Raw genomic sequence first — 23,807 nt, 5'->3', positions numbered from 1 at the left:
GTAGGCCCTCAACACCGCCGAACTGTGCTGAGTGCCTCCGAGTCGACCGCTACTTCCCGTACGACTCCCAGTCGACCGCTCCACCGATCACCGCGTCGAGGTTCTTCGTCGCCGAATGGTCGCCGCCCGTGAGCACCGCGACCGCACTGATCCCGCAGAACGTGTAGATGTCCTGCTCGATCGCCGCGAGCCCCACCGCGTTCGAGTAGGGGTCCAGCCCGTTGTCGCGGACCAGGCTCGTCACCGTCGACAGCTTGCTAGCCGCGTCCTGCTCCCCGAGCTCACCGCACGTCGGACCCGACGCGTCCGCGCACCCCGTCAGCGCGAAGAGCATCACGACACCGAGCAACGCGCCGATCATGGACCGGTCAGAGACCCGCGCGGACATGCTCGCTCACGTCCTTGAACGGCTTGTAGGCAGGCGCCTCCACCGGGCCGACGGGGATCAAGAACATCGTCGAGCGGAAGCGCGAGTAGTCCGAGATCTCGAACGACACCGACGTCCCCCCGGACGGGTCAGGAGTCATCGCCACGGAGAACTCACCGAGGACCACGCGCGCGAAGTTCTTCGCAACACCGCCGATCCGGTCTTCTTCGGCCTGGGAGAGAGTGATCCTCAGTCCACGTGACATCGCGACGGCATCGTGGACGAGCTGAGACACCTCCGCGGGCGCGCGGCGCGTGACCGTCGTGAACTGGAGGGCGGCCATCTTCTCGTCGATCTTCGCCATGTCAGCGACTCCCCCCAGCGTCGCGTGCTTCGATGGCGTCGCGCGCGATGTTGCGCTTCGCCTCCTGGAACATCTTCTGGCCGAGCCAGAGGAGCCCGCCCCCGACGACCCCCAGCGCGATGAGCACCGGCAGGTCCTCGGTGTAGAAGCCGATGACGAAGGCCCAGACGACGAATGCCGCCGTCGGGAGCGCCCCGACGACGATGACGGCGATCCCCGGGGTCGTCGAACGCAGTGTGCTGAACATCGAGCACCCTTCTTTCCCTGTGTCCCTGACGTGAACGGCGACGCCGCCCACATATCGCCACCGCCCGACCGCCCGTGCGCTCACGCACCCTGCGGGAGGTCGGACCTCGGTGGCGATGCTCGCCAACGTAGCGAGGCCGGTTGCTTCCGAGGCCCATTCCGGCGGCGGACGGAATGTCCGGACACCCTGGGCCGGGAAGAGCGTGCGGAAGGGCTCCCTGTCAGGAGAGGAGCTCGCGAACGTCCGCCGCGCTCAGGCCCGCGCCGCCCGTCGCGCCACCGTCGAGCACCGACGAGAACAACGCCGACTTGCCCTCCTTGAGGCGCATGACCTTCTCCTCGATCGTGTCCGACGCGACCATCCGGTAGACCATGACCTGCTTCGTCTGCCCGATCCGATGCGCACGGTCGACCGCCTGCGCCTCCGCCGCCGGGTTCCACCACGGGTCGAGGAGGATGCAGTAGTCGGCCGCCGTGAGGTTGAGACCGAACCCGCCTGCCTTGAGCGAGATGAGGAACACCTGCGTGTCGCCACGCGTGAACGCATCGATCTGCTCCTGCCTGCGGCGCGTCCGCCCGTCGAGGTACGAGTGCGCGACCGACCGCACCTCGAGCCCGTCACGCACGCGCTCGAGGAACTGCGTGAACTGGCTGAAGATCAGCACCGAGTGCCCCTCGGCGAGGATGTCCTCGAGCATCTCGAAGAGCACCTCGAGCTTCGAGGACGGCACAGGTCGCGCCGTCCCGCCCGGAGGGGCCGCACCCGGCTCCCCCGCCCCGACGAGCGACACGTCGAGCGCCGCCTGCCGCAGCACCGTGAGCGAGCGCAGCACCTCGAACCGGTGCCCGTCAAGGTTCTCGACGAGGCCGAGGACGCGCGCACGCTCGCGCGCGAGCAACCTGTCGTACACCGCACGGTGCCGCGGCAGCAGCTCGACGTCGAGCACCTGCTCAACCTTCTCCGGCAGGTCCGACGCGACCGACTCCTTCGTGCGACGCACCATGAATGGCGCGACCCGTCGGCGCAGCAACGCGAGCCGCTCCGAGTCGCCGTCGCGCTCGACCGGCTTCTGGTAGAACTCCGCGAACCGTCCCGGGTGCCCGAGGAGGCCCGGACAGACGATCGAGAGGATCGACCACAGCTCCATGAGGTTGTTCTCGAGGGGCGTGCCCGTGAGCGCGATCTTCGTCGGCGCGTCGATCTCCCGCACCGCCCGGTAGCCGACGGACTTGTGGTTCTTGACGAACTGCGCCTCGTCGAGCACGAGAGCCGACCAGGCACGACCCGCGAACGCGTCGGTGTCGAGACGCAGGACCGCGTACGACGTCACGACGATCTCCGCGTCGTCGATCTCCGCGGCCAACGGCGTGCCCCGGCCCGACGACGTGCGCCCCACGACCGCGCACCGCAGGTCCGTGAACCGCCTGACCTCCGCGGCCCAGTTGCCGACGACGGACGTCGGCGCGACGACGAGCATCGGCGCCGGACGCTCACCCGCGGGCGTCGGGCGCCGCAGCACGTGGAGCGCGAACGCGAGCGCCTGCACCGTCTTGCCCAGACCCATGTCGTCCGCGAGGACACCCCCGAGGCCGTGCTCCGCGAGGAAGCACAGCCAGTCGACACCCTCCTGCTGGTAGGGGCGCAGCTCGGCGCGCAACCCGTCGGGCGCCCCGACGGGCTCGGGGCGGGCACCGTCCGCGAGCGCCGCAAGCGACGACCGCCACGCCGACGCCTGGATGCCGTCGACGTCGAGCCCCTCGAGGTCGTCGAACAGCCCGGACTGGTAGCGCGAGACGCGCAGCCCACCGCCGCGTGTGTCCTGCATGGCGCGCGCCTCGGCGATGAGCTCGCGCAGACGGGCGAAGCGCGGGTCGTCGAGCGCGAAGTACGTGCCGTCGTCGAGCAGCAGGTAGTCGTCGCCCGCCGCGATCGCACGGAACACCTGCTCGTACGGGACGGTGCGACCACCGACCTCGACCGTCACCGCGAGGTCGAACCAGTCGCGGTCCCCCTCGCGCGCGGTCGTCGACAGCGCGACGCGGACGTCGTCCTCGAGGTGGTACGTCACCGTGCGGCCGTGCTCGTCGACGGCGAAGCCATCGACCTCGTCGGCGAGCTCCCGCAGGCGGGGGATCTCCGCCGTGAGCAGGCGTGCCGCCTCGATGCCGTGGACGACGCGCGCCCCGACGGGACCAGCCTCGGGGTCGCGCGCGAGGTCACCACCGGCGGCCTCGTGCGCACGCAGCGCGGCGTCGAGCGCCGTGACGTGCGGGCGCACGCGGGCCAGCAGTGCACGCTCGGCCTCGCGGTCGCGCAGCGGGCTCCGCGACGGTGTGCCGAGCGGAACCGTGAGCGCGGGAACACCGTCGGCCTCGAGCCCTGGCGACAGGTAACGCCACTCCCAGCGCAGCACGACCTCGTGCCCGCCGCGGTGCTCGACGTCGCACACGAGCGTCGGCGCAGGAGCCTCGGGCAGGTCGACGCCCGACGCTCGCACCTCGTCGACCCGTCCCCGCAGGCCCGGCAGCACGCGTCCGAGGAACAGCGGGACGTCGGCTGCGGGCACGGCGAGCGGCTCGGACCGCTCGAGGAGGTCCCGCACTGTCGCGTCGAGCGCACGCGTGAATACGGCGAGGCGCAGACGGTCGTCGCGCGCCGGCCGCTCCCCGCCCGTCCGCGCCAGGACGCCCGCGGCGGGCGAGCCGAGCGGCAGCTGGACGTCGTGACCGTCCCAGCCGCCGTCGGGCTCGATCGTCACACGCACGCGCAACGACCCGCCGCGCACCCTGTCGAGGTGGAGGACGACGAGCGCGGGCTGCTCGTCGAACGGCACGGGTGCGCGGTCCGGGTGGAGGAACGGGACGCCGAGCGCGTGGGCGTCGCGCAGCGCCGCCCACAGTGCGGGCCCGGGCAGCGTGTCGAGGTACACGCCCATCGCCGACGAGTGCCGCGCGTCGGTCTCTCCGAGCGCGCCGAGCGCCCGCAGCGCCGCGAGCTGTGGCGTCGGCAGCGCGACGGGCGGGAAGCCGTGCCGGAAGTCCGTCCACGACACGCCCTGACGCACCCACGCCCCCGTGCGCCCACGCACGAGGGGGCGCAACGTCACGGACTCGGGCGCGCCACCGTCACGACGCTGGGACGCGAGGACCTCGACCATGAGCGCCACCTCGGCCGGTGCCTCGGTGAGGGGTGCGGGAGCGTCGTCGACCTCGAGCGTGTCGAGGCCCGCGTCCGTGAGCATGCCCTCGAACGTGCGCTGCCACTCGGGGGTGCGCGCGTAGTCCTTGGCGCGCCGCTGCTCGGAGCGCGGGGGCGCCACGAGCGCGGTGCGTGCCGCGCGCTCGTCCCTCTCGACGAGCGCGAGCAGCGTCGCCGCGCAGTGCTTGCACGCGAGGCGGACGGGGCACGTGCAGCGGCCGAGCGTCGGCCTCGCGTCAGGCGACGCGGAGCTCATCGTGATGGTGACGACGTAGTTCTCGTCGCGCGTGCCGAGGACGTGCCCGACGACCTTCGCGCCGTTGCGCGCGACCGACACGACACGCTCCGCCTCGAGGACCTGCTCACCGCGCGCGTAGACGGTGCGGCCGACGAACGTCGAGACCTGTGCGCGGGTGAGCATCCGATCATTCTCCCACCGTCGGCCGCGTGGTGGCGACGGCCTGAGCGTCACACAGGCGCGCAGCAGCGCCTCACATCTCCTCGTACACCGCCGGGTCCTGGCCCTTGAGGCGGCCGTCGGGGCGGCCGAGCGCCGTGATCGCCGCGACCTCGTCGTCGCTCAGCGTGAAGCCGAACACGTCGAGGTTCTCGTGCTGGCGTCCCGGGTTCGACGAGCGCGGCAGCGGCACGACGCCCCGCTGGGTGTGCCAGCGCAGGACGACCTGGACGGGCGTGACGCCGTGCGCGGCCGCCGCTGCCTGGACCGGCGCCTCGTTCAGGCACGCGTTCGCCCGGCCGATGGGGCTCCATGCCTCGGTGACGACGCCGAGCCGTGCGTGCGCCTCGAGCGCGTCGGTCTGCGGGAAGTACGGGTGGAGCTCGATCTGGTTGACGGCGGGCATGACGCCCGTCGCCTCGGCGACGGCCTCGAGGTGCTCGGGCAGGAAGTTGCTCACGCCGACGGTCCTGATGAGCCCGTCCTTCTGGAGGTCGACGAGCGCCTGGAAGCACTCGACGTAGAGGCCGCGGCCCGGGTTGGGCCAGTGGACGAGGTAGAGGTCCCAGCGGTCGAGCCCCGCCCGGTAGAGGCCCTCGTGGACGGTGCGGACGGTCGCCTCGTACTCCTGGTGCCGGCCGGGCACCTTCGACGTGAGGACGAGCTCGTCGCGGGAGATGCCGCTGTCGCGGACGGCGCGGCCGACGGCGCCCTCGTTCTCGTAGCTGAATGCCGTGTCGAGGAGGCGGTAGCCCTGACGGATCGCCGACGTCATCGCGCTCACGCCGTCGGGGCCGTTGAGCCTGTACGTGCCGAGCGCGATCGCGGGCAGGTCTGTGCCGTCGTTGAGCGGGAGCAGCGGTGCCGTCGTCATGCGGTGATCGTAGGCACCGGGCATGCGCGGAGGCCATCTCCACTGCGGTGGCCGCGCTAGCGTGACGGCATGAGCCTGCCGGCACCTCCTGACCTCATCGCGCTGCGTCTCCTCGTCGATGTCGCGGACGGCGCGAGCCTCACCGTCGCTGCGCGCCGGCAGGGCTTCACGCAGCAGGCGGCGTCGTCGCGTGTCGCGGCGCTCGAACGTCGGCTCGGCGTGACGCTCCTCGAGCGGTCGACGCGTGGCGCGACGCCGACGGCGTCGGGGCGGGTCGTCGCGGGCTGGGCGCTCGACGTGCTCGACGCGGCCGACCGCCTCGGGGTGTCGCTCGGGACGCTGCGGGCCGACGCGCAGCTGGCGGTACGCATCGCGGCGAGCATGACGGTCGCCGAGCACCTCGTGCCGCGCTGGCTCACGTCGTGGCGGGCGGAGCGTGCCGCGGCGGGCGGGGCGGCGCCCGACGTCACGCTCACGGCGACGAACTCGGCGGGTGTCGTCGACGCTGTGCGGCGCGGTGAGGCCGCGATCGGGGTCCTCGAGACGCCGAGCGTGCCCGCGGACCTCGAGGCGCGGACGGTCGGGCACGACGAGCTCGTGCTCGTCGTCGCGCCCGGGCATCCGTGGGCGTCGCTGCGGGGGCCGCTGCCGGCGGCCGAGCTTGCAGCCACGCCGCTGACATCCCGAGAGCGCGGTTCGGGGACGCGGCTCGCGTACGAGCAAGCGCTCGAGCGTCTGGATCCGCCGCTCGTGGCGAGCGCGCCCGCGGCCGAGCTGCCGACCGCGGCGGCGATCCGGGTCACGGTGGCGACAGGCGGGGCACCTGCGGTGATGAGCCGGATCGCGACGGCCGACGATCTTGCTGCGGGGCGTCTTGTCGAGGTGGCGGTCGCGGACGTCGATCTCGTGCGGCCACTGACGCTCGTCAAGCGACGCGGGACGGCGCTCACAGGAGCCGCGCGGGAGTGGGCGCTCCACGTCATGACTGTCCAGGGGACGTTGCCGGGCGTGTGAGCCCGGCGGTGGGCTCTAGCGGGCAGGTGCGACCCGGGTGAGGAATGCGGTGACGTCGGCGAGCATCTCGGCGCTGACGCCGTGCGCGAGCCCCGGGTACGTGTGCTCGGTGAGGTCGACGTGCGCGCGGAGCCACGTGGCGGTGCGCTCGACTGTCGAGGGCGTGATGATGTCGTCGGCGTCGCCGCGCGCGTAGAGGACGGGCGTGGCCGCGAGCGCGTCGTCGCCGGGAAGCTCGGCCGCGAGGGTGAATCCGGCGAGGACGACGCCTGCGGGGAAGCGTCCGGGCTGCGTGCGGAGGAGCTGGGTGACCATGAGGCCGCCCTGCGAGAAGCCGACGGGGACGATGGTGCGCCCGGGGAGCTCGGCGTCGATCCACGCGAGGAGTGCCTCGGTCGCGTCGATGACGGTGGTGGGGTCGGGGAGACCGGGAGCTGCGAGGGGGAACCACGCGAACGCCGTGGGGCCGATCTGCCGAGGCGCACGCAGGGAGACGATCTCGTGGCCGGGCGGGAGGTGCGGGGCGAGGCCGGGGAGGTCGTGCTCGTGGGAGCCGTAGCCGTGGAGGAGCAGGAGGACGGGGGCGTCGGGCTGGGCCGGGGGTGCGTCGGGTCCGCTCGTGGTGCGGACGGCGGTCGTGAGGCGCATGAGGCTCCTTGGTCGGCTGCTCCGTCCACTGTACGCGCGCCGCCGTCCGCACCAGGGCTGTCAGCGGGCGTCGTGGCCGCGAGGCCCGAGGCCGCGGACGAGGCCACCGCCGTCCTCGAAGGGGTCGGCGGGCTCCTCCGTCGGCTCGGCACTCTCGTCGGCGGCCTCGCCGCGGCCGTCACCGCCGTCGCGCGACGCCTTCGACGGCGCGTCCGAGCCCGGGGCGACAGCGCTCGGGGCGATATTGCTCGGTGGGGGCGCAGGACGCTCGTCGCCGCACGCGGCGAGCGTGAGCGCACCAGCGCACGCCGAGAGCGCCACGACGAGCGCGGCGGTCCGACGACGTGCGAGCGACGAAAGGGAGATAGCGGTCTTTTCTGGAGGATCAATCTGCATGCCCCCATCCAGCCACACGCACCACCCCGACGCACCCACGCCACAAGATCTGTGGATAACTCCGGACCACCGGCCTCAGCCCCTGTCGCCCGACGCGCCGGCGTGCCACTGTGGTCCCACGATCGCAGCGAAGGGATCACCATGACCGTGCACGACCACCTCATCGTCGACGCGCTCGCCGACGACGCCGTCCGCCGCCTCGCCCGCGCCTACGGTGAACGCGCCCGCGCGCGCGACACCGAGGCGTTCTGCGCGCTCTACGACCGCGACGTCGTCCTCTTCGACGCGTTCGCCGAGCAGCCGATCGCCGGCCTCGACGCCTGGCGCGCCCAGGTGACCGAGTGGTTCGGCGGCGTCGCGGAGTCCGACACGAACGTCGCCGACGTCACCGACCTCGTCGTCATCGGCGACGGCGTCCACGCCGCCGCCCACGCCCTCGTGCGCTACGCCGTCGTCGAGCCCGACGGTTCGGAGCGGTACGGCATGACGAACCGCCTCTCGTGGATCGTGCGCCGCGACGACCGTGACGTGTGGCGCATCATCCACGAGCACACGTCGCTCGCCGTCGACGAGGAGACCGGTCAGGCGCGGATCGGCTGACCCGGAAGCGCTGACGCCCCGCCGCACGCCATATACACCCGATTCACGCCGTGCGCACCTGAAGCCGTGTTCACCCGAACTTATCGTTCCCCTGCGATTGATGCAGCGTGCTCGTCAACCTCCCGGCGTCGACTGGTCCCGCCAGCACGACATCCCCGAGAGGACTCCCATGCGCACCCGCACCCGCCTCACCACGGCACTCGTCGCCGTCGGCGCCCTCGCGCTCGGCGCCGGCGGCGCCGTCGCCACCTCGACCTCCCTCGACGGCCACCTCGAGGCCGCCCGGCACGACGGCGACCGCACGCGCGCCGTCCGCGCCGCGATCGACGGCTCAAAGGCCCGCAACGTCATCCTCGTCATCGGCGACGGCATGGGTGACTCCGAGATCACCGTCGCCCGCAACTACGCGCGCGGCGCCGCCGGGGCGTTCCCCGGCATCGACGCGCTGCCGCTCACGGGCCAGATGACGACGTACTCGCTCAACCGCACGACGGGTCTGCCCGACTACGTCCCCGACTCCGCCTCCACCGCGTCCGGCTGGGCGACGGGAACGAAGACGTACGACAACGCGCTGGCGATCGACCTCGAGGGCACGCCGCAGGCGACGCTCCTCGAGCTCGCGAAGCGCAAGGGCCTGCGCACGGGCAACGTCACGACGTCGGAGATCCAGGACGCGACGCCTGCCGCGCAGGTCGCCCACATCTCCCAGCGCAGCTGCTACGCGCCGTCGTCGACGAGCGCGAGGTGCCCCGAGGCTGCGCTCGAGAACGGCGGCCTCGGCTCGATCACCGAGCAGATCATCGACGCCCGCGCGGACGTCACCCTCGGCGGCGGCGCAGCGTCCTTCGAGGAGAAGGCGACGGCCGGCCGGTGGAAGGGGCGCACGCTCCTCGACCAGGCGCAGGCGCGGGGCTACCGCGTCGTCACCGACGCGGAGCAGCTCGCCCGGGTCCGCGCGGCCGACGCGAACCGCCCCGTCCTCGGCCTCTTCTCCCCCGGTAACCTGCCCGTCCGCTGGGAGGGCCCGCTCGCGACCCGCACCGGCGGCGCCGAGGCCGCCATCACGTGCACGGACAACCCCGCGCGCACCTCCGCGCAGCCCTCGCTCGCCCAGATGACCTCGAAGGCCATCGAGCTGCTCGACGACCGACGCGCGTCGAAGGGCTTCTTCCTCCAGGTCGAGGGCGCGAGCATCGACAAGCAGGACCACGCCGCCAACCCGTGCGGGCAGATCGGCGAGACCGTCGACCTCGACGAGGCCGTGCAGGTCGCGCTGAAGTTTGCGAGGAAGAAGGGCGACACGCTTGTCATCGTCACGGCGGACCACGCGCACTCGAGCCAGATCGTCGAGGCGGGTTCGACGACGCCCGGCCTCACGCGGACGCTCGTCACCGCCGACGGGTCCACCATGACGGTCGCCTACGGCACGAGCGAGGCGGGCCGTTCCCAGCAGCACACCGGCGCGCAGGTGCGCGTCGCGGCGTACGGGCCGCGGGCCGCGAACCTCACGGGCCTCATCGACCAGACCGATATCTTCGCGACCGTCTCCGACGCACTGTCGCTCGGCGCGAAGAAGAAGCCGGGTCACGGCCGACGCTGAGCGTGCGCACGACGCCCGCACCCCGCGTCGAGGGGGTGCGGGCGTCGTCGTGCCCGAATGTCCGACGCTCCTGCCACACTCTGCGCATGCGGATCCTCGACGATGCCCTCGTGCTCAGCGCGAGCGACGTGACGCTCGGTGCGACGTGCGAGCTCGCCCTGTGCGACCTGCTCGACCGGCGTCTCGGGCGCGCGCCCGCGCTGCCCGACGCCGAGCCCGCGGACCCGGACGTCATGCTCGCGCGCGCGGCCGCGCTCGGGGAGGCCCACGAGCAGCGTCACCTCGCGCGGCTGCGCTCGGAGCACGGGGCGTACGACGCCGCGACAGGGCGCGGCGTCGTCGAGCTGCCCGGGACGCCCGGACGCACGGCGGCAGAGCTGAGGTCGCGGCGCGAGGCGTCGTTCGCGGCGCTCACCGGTGGCGCGGACGTCGTCTTCCAGGCGGAGATGTTCGACGGCACGTTCTCGGGCCGCGCCGACTTCCTCCTCGCGTCGCCCGACGGCTGGGTCGTCGTCGACACCAAGCTCGCCCGGCGCGCCAAGGTCACCGCGGTCCTCCAGCTCGCCGCCTACGCGCACGCGCTGCGCACAGCCGGCGTCCGCGTCGCCCCCGAGGCCGTGCTCCTGCTCGGCGACGGCACCGAGTCACGGCACCGCGTCGACGACGTCGTGCCCGTCTACCTGCGGCGCCGCACCCGCGTCGAGGCGCTGCTCGCGGCGCACCGCGCAGGCAGAGCCGCCGTGACGTGGCAGTCACCCGGCCTCACGCGCTGCGGCACGTGCGACGTGTGCGAGGCGTGGGTCGCCCACGAGCGCGATCTCCTGCTCGTCGCGGGCCTGCGCCCGACGCAGCGCACGCGGCTCCACGCCGCAGGGATCACGACGATCGACGAGCTCGCGGCCACGGACGGCCCCGTGCCCGGGCTCGCGGCGGGCGCCGTCGCGACGCTCCGCGCGCAGGCGCGGCTGCAGGTGCGCCAGTCGCCGCCCGACGGCCCCGGACCGCTGCTCCCCGACGGACGGCCCGCCGTCGAGGCCGAGGTCTTCGATCCCGCCGTGCTCGCGCAGCTGCCGCCGCGCTCGGCGGGCGACCTGTACTTCGACTTCGAGGGCGACCCGCTGTGGGTCGGTGACGAGCCCGACGACTGGGGCCTCGAGTACCTCTGGGGCATGGTCGCCGAGCCCGCCGCCGACGACGAGGCACCGCCCTTCACGGCCCTGTGGGCTCACGACCGTGCGAGCGAGAAGCAGGTGCTCGTCGACTTCCTCGAGCTCGTCACGGCCCGCCGGACGCAGTTCCCCGACATGCACGTCTACCACTACGCGCCCTACGAGCCCGCCGCCCTCAAGCGCCTCGCGGGCCGCCACGGCGTCGGCGAGGACATGCTCGACGACCTCCTGCGCGCGGGCGTCCTCGTCGACCTCTACGCAACCGTGCGCGGTGCGCTGCGCATCTCGCAGCCGTCGTACTCGATCAAGAAGCTCGAGCCCCTCTACTCCCCCGAGAGCCGCGAGGGCGTGACGAGCGGCGCTGACTCGATCGTCGAGTACGCCGAGGCGTGCGCGCTGCGCGACGCCGGCGACCACGATGCCTTCGAGCACCGCCTCGAAGCGATCGCCGAGTACAACGCGGACGACTGCATCTCGACGCGCGACCTGCGCCTCTGGCTCGACGCGCGGGCCGCCGAGCACGGCGTCGTGCCCTCGGGCGGGCAGGTCGCGGCGCACGAGGGCGCCGAGCCCGTCGACCCCACGCCCGAGGCTCTCCACCTCGCGGAGGTCGAGGCAACGCTCCTCGCCGCCGCAGGCGACGACCCCGTGCATCGCACGGCCGACGAGCAGGCGCTCGCGATGCTCGCCGCAGGCCTGCGCTTCCACCGGCGCGAGGTACGTCCCGCGTGGTGGGAGCACTTCGACCGCCTGCTCACTCCCGTCGACGAGTGGACGTCCCGCTCCGTCGTGCGACCCGGCACGTACGACGGCGTCCCCGCCGTCATGCCCGAGCCGTGGGTCCCGCCCGAGGGCCGCAAGCGCACGTCGACTCGCCAGGTCGTGCTGCGTGCCGAGCTCGAGCCGGGCTCGGACGTCCGGCCCGGCACGTCCCTGTGGGCCGTCTACCCGCCCGGCGTCGACGACTCGTTCGGCACCGCGGGCGACGGCGCGCTCACGTGGCACACCAAGGTCGCCGTCGACGAGGTCGAGACACACGGCGCGATCTCGACGATCACCGTGACCGAGACGACGAAGGCCGGCGTCGACGGCTGGTCCGCTGCACCGCTCGCGCTCGTGCCCGCTGTCGTCGACCTCGGCAAGCAACCCGCCGCCGCGATCCTCCGGCTCGCCGACCGCGTCGTCGCGGCCCTCGGTGAGGTCGGCGACGCCCCGGTCCTCCCCCGGCTCGCGGTGCTCGACCTCCTGCGGCGCGTCCCGCCGCGCCTGCGCGCGGGGGCGACGTTCCCGAGCGCGGCCGAGCGCACCGACGACCTCGTCGGCGCGATCACGCGGACGGTCCTCGCTCTCGACGACTCCTACCTCGCCGTCCAGGGACCGCCCGGGACCGGCAAGACGTTCACCGGGTCGCGCGTCGTCGCGCGGCTCGTCGCCGAGGGCTGGAAGGTCGCCGTCGTCGGACAGTCGCACGCCGTCGTCGAGAACATGCTCGCGGGCATCGTCAACGCTGGCGTCGCGCGCGAGGACGTCGGGAAGAAGAACGCGACCGGCGACACGGACGAGCACCCGTGGACGCGGCTCACCGACGCGGCGTCGTCGTCCGTCGAGGCGTTCCTCGCCGACCACGCCGGGCGCGGCTGCGTCGTCGGCGGCACGCAGTGGACGTTCTGCGCCGAGAAGAACGTGCCGCCGGGCGGTTACGACCTGCTCGTCGTCGACGAGGCCGGGCAGTTCGCGCTCGCCGGGACGCTCGCCGTGGCGAGCGCCGCACGCAACGTCATGCTCCTCGGCGACCCGCAGCAGCTGCCGCAGGTCACGCAGGGCACGCACCCCGAGCCCGTCGACACCTCGGCGCTCGGCTGGCTCATGGACGGGCACGCGACTCTCCCCGACCACCTCGGGTTCTTCCTCGCAGAGTCGTGGCGCATGCACCCGGCCGTGTGCGGTCCCGTGTCGCGCCTCTCGTACGAGCGGCGTCTGCGCTCGCGCCCGGGCGTGCCCGAGCACCGTGAGCTCGTCGACACAGCACCCGGGGTGCACCTCGTCGAGGTCGAGCATGCGGGGCGCGCGACCGCGAGCCCCGAGGAGGCCACCGCCGTCGTCGACGTCGTGCGCGACGTCGTCGGCTCCACGTGGATCCCGGGCAAGGACGAGCCGGGCCGGGTCGCGACCGACGAGGATGTCATCGTCGTCGCCGCGTACAACGCCCAGGTGCAGCTCGTGCGCGAGGCCCTCGACCGCTCCGGGTTCGAGGGGACGCGTGTCGGCACCGTCGACAGGTTCCAGGGCCAGGAGGCGCCGGTCGCCGTCGTCACGTTCGCGACGTCGAGCGCCGAGGAAGCCGCGCGCGGCATGACGTTCCTCCTCGACCGGCACCGCGTCAACGTCGCGGTCTCCCGCGCGCAGCACCACGCGGTGCTCGTCCGGTCGACGCACCTCGTCGACCACCTGCCCACCACCCCCGCGGCGCTCGCCGACCTCGGCGCGTTCCTCGGCCTCACCGACCCGCTCTGAGGAGACGTTCCCGTTGTTCAAGGCGCTCGAACGGCGACGTCGCCGCATTCCGGACCTCGAGACGGGCGTGCTCGTCTCGGGCGACCTGGTCAGCGGGACGGCCCAGCCCACCTGCATCGCGAGGCTGTCCGACCACGTCTGGATCTACCTCGCGCACCTGGACCTGTCCGACGTCCCGGACCTCTCTGATGGCTGTGAGGACGAAGGTCCGCTCGAATGGATGCACTTCGCCCACGTCGCCTCGTTGGCGCCCTCGGTCCTCCGCGTCGGCCTGCGCGAAGGAGAGTTCGCCGTCCGCAGAGACACTGACACTGACAACACACCCTGGAGTCCCTTCTGGGGTGGGGACGACGACACCATCCTGCAGCAGATCGAACTCGGCAGCCTACGCGACCTTCAAGAGTCGCTCCCCGCGAACTAAGAACGAACGGCGGGGGCTCAGCGTCAGCGCCGCACCGCGCCTGCGAGCACGCCGGTGACGGCGGCAGCGACGACGTCCGGGCAGGTCGACGTCGGCACGCGCAGGACGATCTCGTCACCGGACGCGTCGAGCCACGCGTCACCACCGCCGGCGCTCACACGAACCCTCGCACGCCCCTCTGCGCCGGCGAGCACGAGGTCAACACCCCGCGCGTCCATCCGCAGCCGTGGGTCACGCGCGCGGACTGCGCGCCGCCACTCGTCCGACGGCATGGTGGACGGCAGACCCGCAACCGCGGGATCAACCGGTAGCGGGCCCGCATCATGTGCCAGGGTCAGGCCGAGAGCAGCGAGGTAGACGTCCGCAGCGGACGCTCTCGACGTCTCGGCGTCCGATGCCTCAGGCCCGGCGGCCCGCACCACGGTCGCGCACGCGGTGAACGTCAGTTCGAGGTCCGTGAAGGAGAAGCACCACCTCAACGCATCCTGCGCGGCGGGGTCCCCGTCCACCTCGAACGCGACGAACTCCTGGTGCTCGAGCGAGGTGAACGCGAATCCCTCAGCCTCGAACCGGCATGGGCCCACGCCCGAGAAGGTCCAGACAAGAACCGTCCCATCGTCGATCAAGCGGAACGTCAGCACGATCTCGCGGGACATCGGACGCACGTTCAGACCGAGGAGATCCGCCGCGTTGTAGAGGTCGAGCTGGCGCCCGTCCGTCAGCGTCACCTCGGTCAGACCGCCACCCGTCGCCACCGGCTCGATTCCGGTAAAGATCACGCGCCACTCCGCTCGTTCCTCGGGCTGCGTACGACAGCAGCTCGCCGTCAGGCTACCGCCGGCCCGGAGCCCCTGGCACGCTCCTGCGCACCTGTGACGTCGCTTTATTCCCGTCACGCACCGTCCGAACCGGGACCAACGTCCGGTGCCGCGCAGCGTCGCCGTTGCCTACGGTGGAGGTGACGTCCTGGCCCCCCCCACCGGGCGTCACCGCGTCGCACGACGCCACGGACGCGCGCGGTCCCTGGTTGCCATCCCCTCGGCGACCCAGGACCGCGCGCTTCCCTGTCCGCCCCTGCCGCACCACGGCCACGCATCTCGACGACACATCCGGGCGCGACGCCAGGCCCGCGACGACCGGCCGGACGACGCGTCAGCGCCAGGGTGCCGCCGCAAGATGGTGGCGGCAACGCGCGACGTACGACTCCGCACCACCGACGAGCTCCGAGCGCGCGTCCTCGACACGCCCCGCCGCCGAGGGCGTCGCGACGACCCGCTCGTGGAACGCGGCGTCCGCGCCGCACACCCCGCACACGGCAGTGAGCCGTGTGACCCGCTCCGCGAGCGCGCACAGGCTCGGCAGCGGCTCGAACGGCCGCGCCTCGAAGGTCACGTCAAGCCCAGCGACGAGCACGACGAGCCCGTCGCCCGCGAGCCTCTGCACGGCGTCGACGAGGTCGGGCCCGAAGAACTGGGCCTCGTCGATCGCCACGACGTCGAGCCCCCCTGTCGCGCGCTGGCCACGCACGTGAGCCTCGAGCGCCGCGACGTCACCGACCGCGACCGCCGGGACCGCGAGCCCCGAGTGCGACGACACCGTGCCAGCACCGCGCCGGTCGTCGACGGCGTGGCTCACGACCTCGACCGCGAGCCCCGCGAACCTTGCACGTCGCACACGGCGCAGCAGCTCCTCAGACTTACCCGCGAACATCGGCCCGCAGACGACCTCGACATGCCCCGGATGCTGCGGGGCGCGCGGGCCCGTCGTCGTGCTCATGCCTCCCATCCAAGCACCGCCCGCCCAGGCCGGGGCCACCGCGCACCCGCAAGTCTCTGCGCTACCCGCAAGTCTGAGCTCGCGGGTAGGGCAGAAAGTTGCGGGTAGACGAGCCGGGGGTCGGCCCGAAGCGCTACAGCTCGAGCGTCCCCGCGTCCGTGTCGACGTCGACGCCCGTCACGCGCCCGACGACGTCGAGCACACCCGTCCCGAACTTCTCGAGCTTGCTCGCGCCGACGCCGCCGACGGTCGCGAGCTCCGGGAGCGAGGTCGGCCGTCGCTGGGCGATCTCGCGGAGCGTCGCGTCGTGGAAGACGACGTACGCGGGCACACCGAGCTCCTTCGACGTCGCGCCGCGCCATGCGCGCAGCTCCTCGAAGAGCTCGGTCGCGGCGGCGTCGAGCCCCTCGGCCACGGCGGCGGCACGAGCTGCACGGCCGCCGCCCGACGCCGGGCGCCGGGAGGCGCGCGGCTCCTCGTGTCGCATGAGAACGGTCCGCTCGCCCGTGAGCACGGCGGCGGACAGGGACGTGAGCTCGAGCGTCGAGTAGCCGCGCGCATCCACGCCGACGAGCCCCTGCGCAAGCAGCTGGCGCACGACGCCCCGCCACTCGGCCTCCGACACGTCCTCCCCGATGCCGTACGTCGAGAGGGTGCTGTGCCCGAGCTCGCGGACGCGCGGCGTCTCCTTGCCGCGGAGGATGTCGATGATGTGCCCGGCGCCGAAGTGCTGTCCGCGCTCACGCTCGAGCCGCACGACCGTCGAGAGCAGCTTCTGCGCGGCGACGGTGCCGTCCCACGTGCGGGGCGGGGTGAGGCACGTGTCGCAGTTGCCGCACGGCTCGGACTCCTCGCCGAAGTACCCGAGGAGCTGGACGCGGCGGCAGCCGACGGTCTCGCACAGCGCGAGCATCGCGTCAAGATGCGCGGAGAGCTGGCGGCGGTGCGTGGCGTCGCCCTCGGAGGAGTCGATCATGCGGCGCTGCTGGACGACGTCCGCGAGGCCGTAGGCGAGCCAGGCGGTCGCTGGTGCGCCGTCGCGGCCCGCGCGGCCCGTCTCCTGGTAGTAGCCCTCGACGGACTTCGGCAGGTCGAGGTGCGCGACGAACCGGACGTCAGGCTTGTCGATGCCCATGCCGAACGCGATCGTCGCGACCATGACGAGCCCGTCCTCACGGAGGAACCGCGACTGGTGGCGCGCACGCACCGAGGCATCGAGACCCGCGTGGTACGGCAGCGCGGGGATGCCGCGCTCGACGAGGTGCGCGGCCGTCTGCTCGACGGACGCCCGCGAGAGGCAGTAGACGATGCCGGCGTCGCCGTCGTGCTCGTTCGTGAGCAGGTCGACGAGCTGAGCGCGCGGGTTGTCCTTGCCGACGATCCGGTAGCGGATGTTCGGTCGGTCGAAGCTCGCGACGAAGTGGCGGGCGCCCGTGAGCTCGAGCCGCTCGGCGATCTCGGTGCGCGTCGCGGACGTCGCCGTCGCGGTGAGCGCGATGCGCGGCACGTCCGGCCAGCGCTCGTGGAGGACGGACAGCCGCAGGTAGTCGGGTCGGAAGTCGTGGCCCCACTGCGAGACGCAGTGGGCCTCGTCGATCGCGAAGAGTGCGATGCGGGCGCGGCCGAGCAGGTCGAGCGTCGAAGGCACGCCGAGCCGCTCGGGGGCGAGGTAGAGAAGGTCGAGCGTGCCGTCGAGCAGGTCGGCCTCGACCTGGCGACGCTCGTCGGGCGTCTGCGTCGAGTTGAGGAACCCGGCGCGGACGCCGAGCGCGGCGAGCGCGTCAACCTGGTCCTGCATGAGCGCGATGAGCGGGGACACGACGACGCCGACGCCGTCCCGCACGAGCGCAGGTACCTGGTAGCAGAGGGACTTGCCGCCGCCCGTCGGCATGAGGACGAGCGCGTCCTCGCCCCGCACGAGAGTGTCGATGATCTCCGCCTGGTCACCACGGAACGCGTCGTAGCCCCAGATGCGGCGCAGGACGTCGAGCGGGCGAGGGTCGAAGGGCGGGGTCGTCGGGGTCACGTCGCCCACCCTAGGCGTGGCGAGGCCGACGCGTGCGTCGTGCACAGGTGAGGACGACAACGCCCCCGTCACGGACCGTGAGGTCCGGGACGGGGGCGCTGCCCGCAACGTGCTCAGTCGCGGCGTCGACCGCCGCGCAGCCCGAGGTAGATGCTGATGAAGAGGATCGAGAGGACGATCGAGATGATCCAGCGGATCCAGTCGATGCCCCTCGTCTCCTTGACGCCGAGGAGGTCCGACAGCCAGTAGCCTGCGAGCGCTCCAAGCACCCCGAGGATGATCGTCCACAGGACGCCGATGGGCTGCTCGCCCTTCATGAAGAGCCGAGCGAGGGCGCCGATGACCGCGCCGAAAATGATGAGACCGATGAGCTCACCCATGGTGATTCCCCTTCCGTTCCCGTCGCGCACCGTGCGGTGCAAGGTGTCACCACACTGCCACTCGCTGCCGCGGTGCGCATCACGACGGCGGGTGGGGACCCGGCCCGTGCCAAGGTGGACGACGCCCGACGTTGTGCGGGACCATGCGAGGGTGCGGCAGCGGTGCCGCGATGACAGGGGTGAGCATGACGCAGGGCACGGAACCCGCACGACGGGACCTGTGGGAGGAGCAGGGACTCCGACCCGCTCGTCGTCCGGCCCCCCAGTCCGCCGGGGCGGCCCCGCACGACGCGGCCGCCCCCGCACAGACCCCGCCGCGCGCACCGGTGGTTCCCCCTGCACCGGTCGCCGCTCCGGGCCCGGCCGACGTGCCCGACGACGTCACGACCCGCATCGACGGCGACGTCCTCGACCGCGCGCGCGAGCGTCGTGACCGCCCCGGCCGGCGTGCCGCACGCTGGATCGGCGCCGTGGCTGCCCTCACGCTCGTCGGCGGCGGCGTCTGGACGATCCTCCGCGACCGCGACCCGGCCGCCCCTCCCCCGCCCGCACCGACGCTCGCAGCCGAAGATCTCGCAACGCTCCTCGCGTCCCTCGAGGGCTCGACGACCGACGACGGACTGCCCGTCCTCGGCGCGATCCCGGACGTCCACGTGAGCGACCCCCGCCGGGCGGACCTCCTGCAGCCCGCTCCCGCGGTCGACGTGTCGCTGCGCTCCGCGCAGGTGCGGTGGGCGCTCGGGCCCGCCGAGCTCCTCGATGACATCGCGAAGGACGCGGGGGTCAAGGACTCGGACCTCGACGGGCTCTCGGTCGTGCCCGCGCGCATGTCGGCGAGCGTCGCCGACGCCTCCGCGCCCGAGGCCGTCGTCGTCGTCCAACGGGGTTCCGTCGGCGCCAAGGTGTGGCGGGCGCTGCTCGACGCTGCAGACGCGCCGGTCAAGGCCGACCGAGCGGCCCTCGTCGTCGGGGTCGACACCGCTGCGGGACGTGCGGCGTGGGTCGCGCCGCTCGAGGCCCCGTCGGCCTCACCGTGCCAGGTCCTCGACGCCGGCTCGTTCGTCGCGTGCGAGACGGTGACGGAGGACGGCGAAGGGCTGCAGGAGATCGTCGTGCTCGAGGCCGCGACGGGTGCCGTCGACGCTCGCGTCCCGCTGCCCACCGCGTGCCGGGTCACGTCGCTCCTCCAGCACACGGGCGTTCTCTACTGGGCGGGGCTGGCGGACGACCTCGCGTGCCTCGGCTCGGGCTCGACACTTCTCTCCCAGTGGTTCGTCCAGGACACTCCGACGCTCGCGCTCACGCACGACGGCCGCATCCTCGCGCGCAGCTCGTCCCAGTCGCTCGTGCGCAGCACCGATGGCACGTGGCGTTCGTTCTCGGGCGCGGTCGAGCCCGGCCCCGACGGGACCCTCCTGCGGTCCTTCCGCCGCGAGGAGCTCACCGCCCTCGGTCCGCTCGCGCTGCGCGACACCCCGGCCGGCGGCAGCACCGCTGTCGCGACGCGCTGGGTGACGTTCGTCTCCGCCGAGGACGGCACGACGATCTCCGCGCTGCCCGGCGCCGCGTGGCGCCGCGACGACCTGCTCACCAGCACGGGCGTGTCGACGCCCGCGATGCTCGAGGAGCGCACGGGCGTCGGCGACTGGATCGTCTCCGCGTCCGGTGCGCGCGAACGCCTCGTCCACGCGGGTGCCGCCCGCTTCGGGGAGCAGGTGACGCCCTGGGTCGCCGAGGCCGGGATCGCCGGGACGCCCGCGACGGAGGAGTCTGCTGAGGGCCTGTCGCTGCTCGTCGTCGGCCCGGACGGACAGCCGGTGGCTGACGTCGCCGATCTCTCGCTGGTCGCCAGGCCGTACGGCGGCGGCCGTGTCGGGCCAGCCTTGGACGACGCAGACGCGGAGGCCGTCCCTGGCGTCGACGCGCCGGCGCCCGAGCAGAGCGACGGCATGGAGTTCCTCGACCAGGCCGTCTCGGTCGTCGGTGTCGACGGCGCACGACGCACGACCCGTGCCGTCGTGCCGATGGCGTTCGACGACGACGTGCGCGTCTTCCTGCCGCCGGACACGTGGGTCGCGACAGGCGGCGTCGTCGTCCTGCCGGTGGGTCCGACGCTCGTCGGCATCGGCTGACGCCCGACGCGACGGTGCGTGCGCCGCGGCTCAGCCGTCGAGCGCGGCCCGCAGCGTCGCGACGAGCTCGGGGTCGCGCGTCCAGCCGCGTGCGCCCGCATGCTGCACGGACGCGGTCGCGACGCGCGTCGCGACCGTGAGGGCGGAGAGCGCCCCGACGAGCACGAGACCCGGGTCGGCGGGCGCTCCGGGCAGCGCGAGGGACGTGCGCGGCAGGCGGGCGAGGCCCGCGAGCGCGGCCCCGTGGAGGACGTCGCCCGCACCGAGCGTGTCGACGATCGTGTCGTCGTCGACCTGCTGCACCTCGACCCGTCCCCGCTTGCTGCGACCTCCCGTGCGGACGAGGACGTCGACGGGGCCCGGCCCGCTCGAGCGGGCGACGACAGCAGGACCCAGCGCGCCGACGCCCGCGAGGAGCGCGTCGACGTCGTCGTCGTCGAGCGCGCCCTGCGGACCGTCGGGCAGGCGCAGGTCCGCGGAGAGCACCGCGACGTCGACGAGCGCGAGCAGTTCGTCGAGGCCGGGCTTCCACGAGCCGCCGTCGAGGAGGACGGGCACGCCCGCAGCACGCGCGGCCGCGGCCGCCCCGAGGGCAAGGTCGAGATGATGGCCGTCGACGAGCACCGCGGCGGTGCCGTCGGGCAGCGTGACGTCCGCCGGGGCCGACGGCGCACGCCCGGCAGCGTTCGTCGAGACGACAGCCCGCTCCCCCGTCCCCTGCGTGACGAGCACCGTCGAGACGGGCAGCGTCCACGCGGCGTCGGCCGCGTCGACGAGCGCGACGCCCTCGGCTGCGAGCTCGGCCCGCACCGCAGCCGCAGGGCCGCCCTCCCCGACGCGTGTGAGCAGCGTCGCGGCGCAGCCGAGGCGCGCCGCGGTGATCGCCGCGTTGAGCGCGGGGCCGCCCGCCGCGACCGCGAGCGAACGTGCCACGACCTTCTCGTCGGGGCCGGGCACGCGGTCGACGACCTGCGTGACGTCGAGCGTCGCGAGACCGCACGCGAGGACCGTCGGGAGCTGCGTCATGCGTCCTTCTCTACCAGAGGTGCACACTGCAGGGGTGGCACCGACGCACTCCGACCCTGGTCTCGCCCGGACCGCGACGACCCTCCCGGAGGTCGACGCGCTCGTCGCGGGCTGTTTCGCGTGCCCACGGCTTGTCGCGTGGCGCGAACGCGTCGCTCGCGACAAGCGCGCCTCGTTCGCCGCCCAGACGTACTGGGGCCGCGGCGTGCCGGGCTTCGGCGACGCACGCGCCCGCACCGTCGTCGTCGGGCTCGCGCCCTCCGCCCACGGCGGCAACCGCACCGGACGCATGTTCACGGGCGACCCGTCGGGCGACGTGCTCGTCGCCGCGCTCCACCGCGTCGGGTACGCGAACCAGCCGACGTCCGTGTCCGCCGACGACGGGCTCGTGCTCACGGGCGCGCGCCTCGTCGCGCCCGTGAGGTGCGCACCGCCCGACAACAAGCCCACCCCCGACGAGCGGCGCACGTGCGCGCCCTACCTCGCACGCGAGCTCGAGCTCCTCGCGCCCACGCTCCGGCACGCCGTCGCGCTCGGCGCGTACGGCTGGCAGGCGCTCTTGGCGACGCTCGCCGAGCAGGGCTGGCACGTGCCGCGGCCCCGGCCGCGGTTCGCGCACGCCGCGACGCTCGACCTCACGCACGACGACGGACGGACGCTCCGCGTCCACGGCTGCTTCCACGTCTCCGCGCGCAACACGTACACGGGGCTGCTCACCCCGGCGATGCTCGACGACGTCCTCGCCGCAACCCTCGCCTGACGCGTCAGCGGCGGTACGTCACCGTCTTCGTCCCCGACGAGACCGCCCTGTGCGTCGCCGTCTTCGGTGCGTGCACGCGGTAGAGGACCTTCCCGGCCTTCGACCGGGCAGGGATCGTCACGACAAGACGACCCGTGCGGCTCGTCGTGTACTTCTTCACCGTCGTCCACCGACCGCCCGCACGCTTCTGCAGGTACACCTTGCGCGGGGCCACCGCGGACACCGTGATCGCGTCCTTCTGCGTGCGGCCGACGGTCTGCGTGCGCTTCGTCGCCCAGCCCGCAACCTTCGTCGCCGTCCGCGCACAACCCGACGCGAAACGCACCGTGTTGTACGTGACGCCACCACGGACGACCGTGCCCGAGCCGACATGCGTGTACCTGCCCGAGAGCACGATGCGTCGGTGAGCGGCCGAGCCGAGGTACGTGCTCACGACCTTCGCTGTCGACGGCATCGGGCTCGCCCAGAGGACGATCTCCGCGTAGCCGCCCGTGCAACCCGCCGCCCGCGTGTCCTTCTTCATCACCGTCATCGACTGGTGCGCAAGTCGACCCGACGTACCGCGCTTCGAGCGGGTCGCCGACCACTGGCGCGCATCCGTGCGCAGCGCAGGTAGCTCGAGGAGCGCGGGCAGCCCCTCCTTCGCGCGGGCGGAGTTCATGCGTGCGACGACCGACGACTCGTACGACGCCGGACGCGCCCCGTCCTTCACCGCCGCCTGCGCCGACGGCGCAGCGACGAGCGGGACGACAAGCGCCGCCGCGAGCGCGACGACGAGGGACCGGCGACGGAACGTAGAACGCATACCCACAGCATCGGCAGGCACGCGCGCCGACTTCAACCTCGCAGCGAGAGACGTCGGATACTCCGGACCGCTTCTCGGACAGGCCGGATGATCACTACAGTGCACGCATGACATGCCTGCGCGCCGAGACGATCCCGCCCGAGCTCGAGCATCTCTTCACCGACGTCGAGATCGGTCGCACGAGCGGCACCGCCGGCATGTCCGACGGCCTCCCGGCATACCTCGTCGTCTTCCTCGTACTCTTCGGGCTCGCATTCGTCGCCGCGCTCACCCTCATCGTCGTCAGCGGCGTAAGGAACTACCGGCTCGCGAAGGCCCGTGGCTACGACCCCCTCACCATGGAGACCGAGATGGCCGCGCGACTCATGGACTCCCAGCTCATGCAGCCAGCGACGCCGACCGACGCGACGACGGCCCCGTCCGCGACGACCGCTCCCTCCGCGACGACCGAGGAACGCCTCGCCGAGATCGACAGCCTCCACGAACGCGGCGTCATCACTGCCGACGAGCGCGCAGCAGCACGCGCCAAGATTCTCGGCGGCTGAGCCCCCGCTCGGACGCTCCTCTCCTTCCCCCAAGGCGCTGCGGACCGGACGACCTCCAGAATCCGGGCCAAGGGGCGCGACCACGCGATCGGCGACCGCTCCTCCGTCGCGGGCCAGACGTTCACGCCACCCCACAGCTTCACCGCCCCCGCGTCGTGCGAGACCGGCACCGTCAGGATGGCTTTCCCCTAGCCGACAGCACGACGTGCCCCAGAAACGACGAAGGCCCCGTCCATGTGGACGGGGCCTTCGGCATCGGTGGCAGCTGAGGGATTCGAACCCCCGTAGCATGACGCGGCTGATTTACAGTCAGCTCCCTTTGGCCGCTCGGGCAAGCTGCCGATGCGCCGCAGGCGTGGACCAGGTCCGCACCTCGCGAGCGATCACACGATACTAGGGGAAGTGCCCCGAGCGGAAATCGAGCCGGTCGGAGGCGCTCCGACCAGCACGCGAGGGGACGCTGCCGCCGCCCATGAGCGCGAGCCCCG

The 23,807-nt window shown here is 73.0% G+C and carries 21 protein-coding genes and 1 tRNA gene; 8 read left to right on the top strand and 14 right to left on the bottom strand.

The genetic code is table 11. The annotated features are described in order from the left end of the window. Nucleotides 1–49: 49 nt before the first annotated feature. From IGS67_RS04450 to IGS67_RS04430, 5 genes are all read right to left on the bottom strand, one after another. Nucleotides 50–361 carry a hypothetical protein gene (locus IGS67_RS04450; protein WP_192278308.1) on the bottom strand — a complete coding sequence of 104 codons (312 nt, stop codon included), beginning with the start codon at nucleotides 359–361 and terminating at the stop codon, nucleotides 50–52. A 7-nt stretch (nucleotides 362–368) separates the two neighbouring features. Further along, a complete protein-coding gene (locus IGS67_RS04445) occupies nucleotides 369–731 on the bottom strand; it encodes a hypothetical protein (RefSeq protein WP_192278306.1) in 363 nt (120 codons plus the stop codon). 1 nt (nucleotide 732) lies between these two features. Continuing rightward, nucleotides 733–978, bottom strand: a complete 246-nt coding sequence (locus tag IGS67_RS04440) for a hypothetical protein (RefSeq protein WP_192278304.1) — start codon at nucleotides 976–978, stop codon at nucleotides 733–735. Between the two features lie 220 nt (nucleotides 979–1,198). Further along, nucleotides 1,199–4,597, bottom strand: a complete 3,399-nt coding sequence (locus IGS67_RS04435) for a DEAD/DEAH box helicase (RefSeq protein WP_192278302.1) — start codon at nucleotides 4,595–4,597, stop codon at nucleotides 1,199–1,201. Between the two features lie 70 nt (nucleotides 4,598–4,667). Then, nucleotides 4,668–5,507 carry an aldo/keto reductase gene (locus tag IGS67_RS04430; RefSeq protein ID WP_210767057.1) on the bottom strand — a complete coding sequence of 280 codons (840 nt, stop codon included), beginning with the start codon at nucleotides 5,505–5,507 and terminating at the stop codon, nucleotides 4,668–4,670. A gap of 69 nt (nucleotides 5,508–5,576) precedes the next feature. Here IGS67_RS04430 and IGS67_RS04425 point away from each other — a divergent pair, with 69 nt between their 5' ends. Next, nucleotides 5,577–6,521, top strand: a complete 945-nt coding sequence (locus IGS67_RS04425; protein WP_192278298.1) for a LysR family transcriptional regulator — start codon at nucleotides 5,577–5,579, stop codon at nucleotides 6,519–6,521. A 15-nt stretch (nucleotides 6,522–6,536) separates the two neighbouring features. On the opposite strand, the gene IGS67_RS04420 is transcribed toward IGS67_RS04425, so the two are convergent. Both IGS67_RS04420 and IGS67_RS04415 read right to left on the bottom strand, forming a co-directional pair. Next, nucleotides 6,537–7,169: an alpha/beta hydrolase gene (locus IGS67_RS04420; protein WP_192278296.1), complete on the bottom strand. Its 633-nt coding sequence runs from the start codon at nucleotides 7,167–7,169 to the stop codon at nucleotides 6,537–6,539. A gap of 60 nt (nucleotides 7,170–7,229) precedes the next feature. Continuing rightward, entirely contained in the window at nucleotides 7,230–7,565 is a 336-nt protein-coding gene (locus IGS67_RS04415) for a hypothetical protein (protein WP_192278294.1), read from the bottom strand. 141 nt (nucleotides 7,566–7,706) lie between these two features. Here IGS67_RS04415 and IGS67_RS04410 point away from each other — a divergent pair, with 141 nt between their 5' ends. From IGS67_RS04410 to IGS67_RS04395, 4 genes are all read left to right on the top strand, one after another. After that, nucleotides 7,707–8,165 (top strand): YybH family protein, encoded by a 459-nt coding sequence (locus IGS67_RS04410; RefSeq protein WP_192278292.1) that lies wholly within the window; start codon nucleotides 7,707–7,709, stop codon nucleotides 8,163–8,165. A gap of 169 nt (nucleotides 8,166–8,334) precedes the next feature. Further along, nucleotides 8,335–9,765, top strand: coding sequence for an alkaline phosphatase (gene phoA, locus IGS67_RS04405; protein WP_192278290.1), 1,431 nt, complete (start codon nucleotides 8,335–8,337; stop codon nucleotides 9,763–9,765). An 86-nt stretch (nucleotides 9,766–9,851) separates the two neighbouring features. Beyond that, on the top strand, nucleotides 9,852–13,448 hold the full coding sequence (locus IGS67_RS04400; protein ID WP_192278288.1) for a TM0106 family RecB-like putative nuclease: 3,597 nt from the start codon (nucleotides 9,852–9,854) through the stop codon (nucleotides 13,446–13,448). Between the two features lie 13 nt (nucleotides 13,449–13,461). Then, nucleotides 13,462–13,869, top strand: coding sequence for a hypothetical protein (locus IGS67_RS04395; RefSeq protein ID WP_192278286.1), 408 nt, complete (start codon nucleotides 13,462–13,464; stop codon nucleotides 13,867–13,869). 23 nt (nucleotides 13,870–13,892) lie between these two features. Here IGS67_RS04395 and IGS67_RS04390 read toward each other — a convergent pair whose 3' ends face one another. The 4 genes from IGS67_RS04390 to IGS67_RS04375 form a co-directional block, all read right to left on the bottom strand. Continuing rightward, nucleotides 13,893–14,648 (bottom strand): hypothetical protein, encoded by a 756-nt coding sequence (locus IGS67_RS04390; RefSeq protein ID WP_192278284.1) that lies wholly within the window; start codon nucleotides 14,646–14,648, stop codon nucleotides 13,893–13,895. A 373-nt stretch (nucleotides 14,649–15,021) separates the two neighbouring features. After that, nucleotides 15,022–15,645 carry a thymidine kinase gene (locus tag IGS67_RS04385; protein WP_235977736.1) on the bottom strand — a complete coding sequence of 208 codons (624 nt, stop codon included), beginning with the start codon at nucleotides 15,643–15,645 and terminating at the stop codon, nucleotides 15,022–15,024. Between the two features lie 133 nt (nucleotides 15,646–15,778). After that, a complete protein-coding gene (gene recQ / locus IGS67_RS04380; protein ID WP_192278280.1) occupies nucleotides 15,779–17,680 on the bottom strand; it encodes a DNA helicase RecQ in 1,902 nt (633 codons plus the stop codon). A 104-nt stretch (nucleotides 17,681–17,784) separates the two neighbouring features. Next, a complete protein-coding gene (locus IGS67_RS04375; RefSeq protein ID WP_192278278.1) occupies nucleotides 17,785–18,051 on the bottom strand; it encodes a GlsB/YeaQ/YmgE family stress response membrane protein in 267 nt (88 codons plus the stop codon). 185 nt (nucleotides 18,052–18,236) lie between these two features. Here IGS67_RS04375 and IGS67_RS04370 point away from each other — a divergent pair, with 185 nt between their 5' ends. Next, nucleotides 18,237–20,183, top strand: coding sequence for a hypothetical protein (locus tag IGS67_RS04370; RefSeq protein ID WP_192278276.1), 1,947 nt, complete (start codon nucleotides 18,237–18,239; stop codon nucleotides 20,181–20,183). Nucleotides 20,184–20,213: 30 nt separating this feature from the next. On the opposite strand, the gene IGS67_RS04365 is transcribed toward IGS67_RS04370, so the two are convergent. Next, the gene (locus IGS67_RS04365; protein WP_192278274.1) at nucleotides 20,214–21,209 is read right to left on the bottom strand and encodes a PfkB family carbohydrate kinase; all 996 of its coding nucleotides are present in this window, start codon (nucleotides 21,207–21,209) and stop codon (nucleotides 20,214–20,216) included. On the opposite strand from IGS67_RS04365, the gene IGS67_RS04360 reads away from it, so the two are divergent. After that, the gene (locus tag IGS67_RS04360; protein WP_192278272.1) at nucleotides 21,208–21,969 is read left to right on the top strand and encodes a uracil-DNA glycosylase; all 762 of its coding nucleotides are present in this window, start codon (nucleotides 21,208–21,210) and stop codon (nucleotides 21,967–21,969) included. The genes IGS67_RS04365 and IGS67_RS04360 overlap by 2 nt on opposite strands. A gap of 4 nt (nucleotides 21,970–21,973) precedes the next feature. Here IGS67_RS04360 and IGS67_RS04355 read toward each other — a convergent pair whose 3' ends face one another. Then, nucleotides 21,974–22,774: a CAP domain-containing protein gene (locus IGS67_RS04355; RefSeq protein ID WP_192278270.1), complete on the bottom strand. Its 801-nt coding sequence runs from the start codon at nucleotides 22,772–22,774 to the stop codon at nucleotides 21,974–21,976. Nucleotides 22,775–22,881: 107 nt separating this feature from the next. On the opposite strand from IGS67_RS04355, the gene IGS67_RS04350 reads away from it, so the two are divergent. After that, nucleotides 22,882–23,319: an SHOCT domain-containing protein gene (locus IGS67_RS04350; protein WP_192278268.1), complete on the top strand. Its 438-nt coding sequence runs from the start codon at nucleotides 22,882–22,884 to the stop codon at nucleotides 23,317–23,319. A 259-nt stretch (nucleotides 23,320–23,578) separates the two neighbouring features. Here IGS67_RS04350 and IGS67_RS04345 read toward each other — a convergent pair. Continuing rightward, nucleotides 23,579–23,660 (bottom strand) — tRNA-Tyr (locus IGS67_RS04345). Nucleotides 23,661–23,807 lie beyond the last annotated feature (147 nt).

It is taken from the genome of Flavimobilis rhizosphaerae (genome assembly GCF_014852685.1).
Lineage (GTDB): Bacteria > Actinomycetota > Actinomycetes > Actinomycetales > Cellulomonadaceae > Flavimobilis > Flavimobilis rhizosphaerae.
The sequence above is the reverse complement of the archived record's forward strand: the minus strand, read 5'-3'. Positions and strand labels throughout refer to the sequence as shown.

What these genes read in the sequence shown, in the direction of transcription:
- IGS67_RS04450 (WP_192278308.1), bottom strand. Translation starts at nt 361, where the DNA reads ATGATCGGCGCGTTGCTCGGTGTCGTGATGCTCTTCGCGCTGACGGGG.
- IGS67_RS04445 (WP_192278306.1), bottom strand. Translation starts at nt 731, where the DNA reads ATGGCGAAGATCGACGAGAAGATGGCCGCCCTCCAGTTCACGACGGTC.
- IGS67_RS04440 (WP_192278304.1), bottom strand. Translation starts at nt 978, where the DNA reads ATGTTCAGCACACTGCGTTCGACGACCCCGGGGATCGCCGTCATCGTC.
- IGS67_RS04435 (WP_192278302.1), bottom strand. Translation starts at nt 4,597, where the DNA reads ATGCTCACCCGCGCACAGGTCTCGACGTTCGTCGGCCGCACCGTCTAC.
- IGS67_RS04430 (WP_210767057.1), bottom strand. Translation starts at nt 5,507, where the DNA reads ATGACGACGGCACCGCTGCTCCCGCTCAACGACGGCACAGACCTGCCC.
- IGS67_RS04425 (WP_192278298.1), top strand. Translation starts at nt 5,577, where the DNA reads ATGAGCCTGCCGGCACCTCCTGACCTCATCGCGCTGCGTCTCCTCGTC.
- IGS67_RS04420 (WP_192278296.1), bottom strand. Translation starts at nt 7,169, where the DNA reads ATGCGCCTCACGACCGCCGTCCGCACCACGAGCGGACCCGACGCACCC.
- IGS67_RS04415 (WP_192278294.1), bottom strand. Translation starts at nt 7,565, where the DNA reads ATGCAGATTGATCCTCCAGAAAAGACCGCTATCTCCCTTTCGTCGCTC.
- IGS67_RS04410 (WP_192278292.1), top strand. Translation starts at nt 7,707, where the DNA reads ATGACCGTGCACGACCACCTCATCGTCGACGCGCTCGCCGACGACGCC.
- phoA (WP_192278290.1), top strand. Translation starts at nt 8,335, where the DNA reads ATGCGCACCCGCACCCGCCTCACCACGGCACTCGTCGCCGTCGGCGCC.
- IGS67_RS04400 (WP_192278288.1), top strand. Translation starts at nt 9,852, where the DNA reads ATGCGGATCCTCGACGATGCCCTCGTGCTCAGCGCGAGCGACGTGACG.
- IGS67_RS04385 (WP_235977736.1), bottom strand. Translation starts at nt 15,645, where the DNA reads ATGAGCACGACGACGGGCCCGCGCGCCCCGCAGCATCCGGGGCATGTC.
- IGS67_RS04375 (WP_192278278.1), bottom strand. Translation starts at nt 18,051, where the DNA reads ATGGGTGAGCTCATCGGTCTCATCATTTTCGGCGCGGTCATCGGCGCC.
- IGS67_RS04370 (WP_192278276.1), top strand. Translation starts at nt 18,237, where the DNA reads ATGACGCAGGGCACGGAACCCGCACGACGGGACCTGTGGGAGGAGCAG.
- IGS67_RS04360 (WP_192278272.1), top strand. Translation starts at nt 21,208, where the DNA reads ATGCGTCCTTCTCTACCAGAGGTGCACACTGCAGGGGTGGCACCGACG.
- IGS67_RS04365 (WP_192278274.1), bottom strand. Translation starts at nt 21,209, where the DNA reads ATGACGCAGCTCCCGACGGTCCTCGCGTGCGGTCTCGCGACGCTCGAC.
- IGS67_RS04355 (WP_192278270.1), bottom strand. Translation starts at nt 22,774, where the DNA reads ATGCGTTCTACGTTCCGTCGCCGGTCCCTCGTCGTCGCGCTCGCGGCG.
- IGS67_RS04350 (WP_192278268.1), top strand. Translation starts at nt 22,882, where the DNA reads ATGACATGCCTGCGCGCCGAGACGATCCCGCCCGAGCTCGAGCATCTC.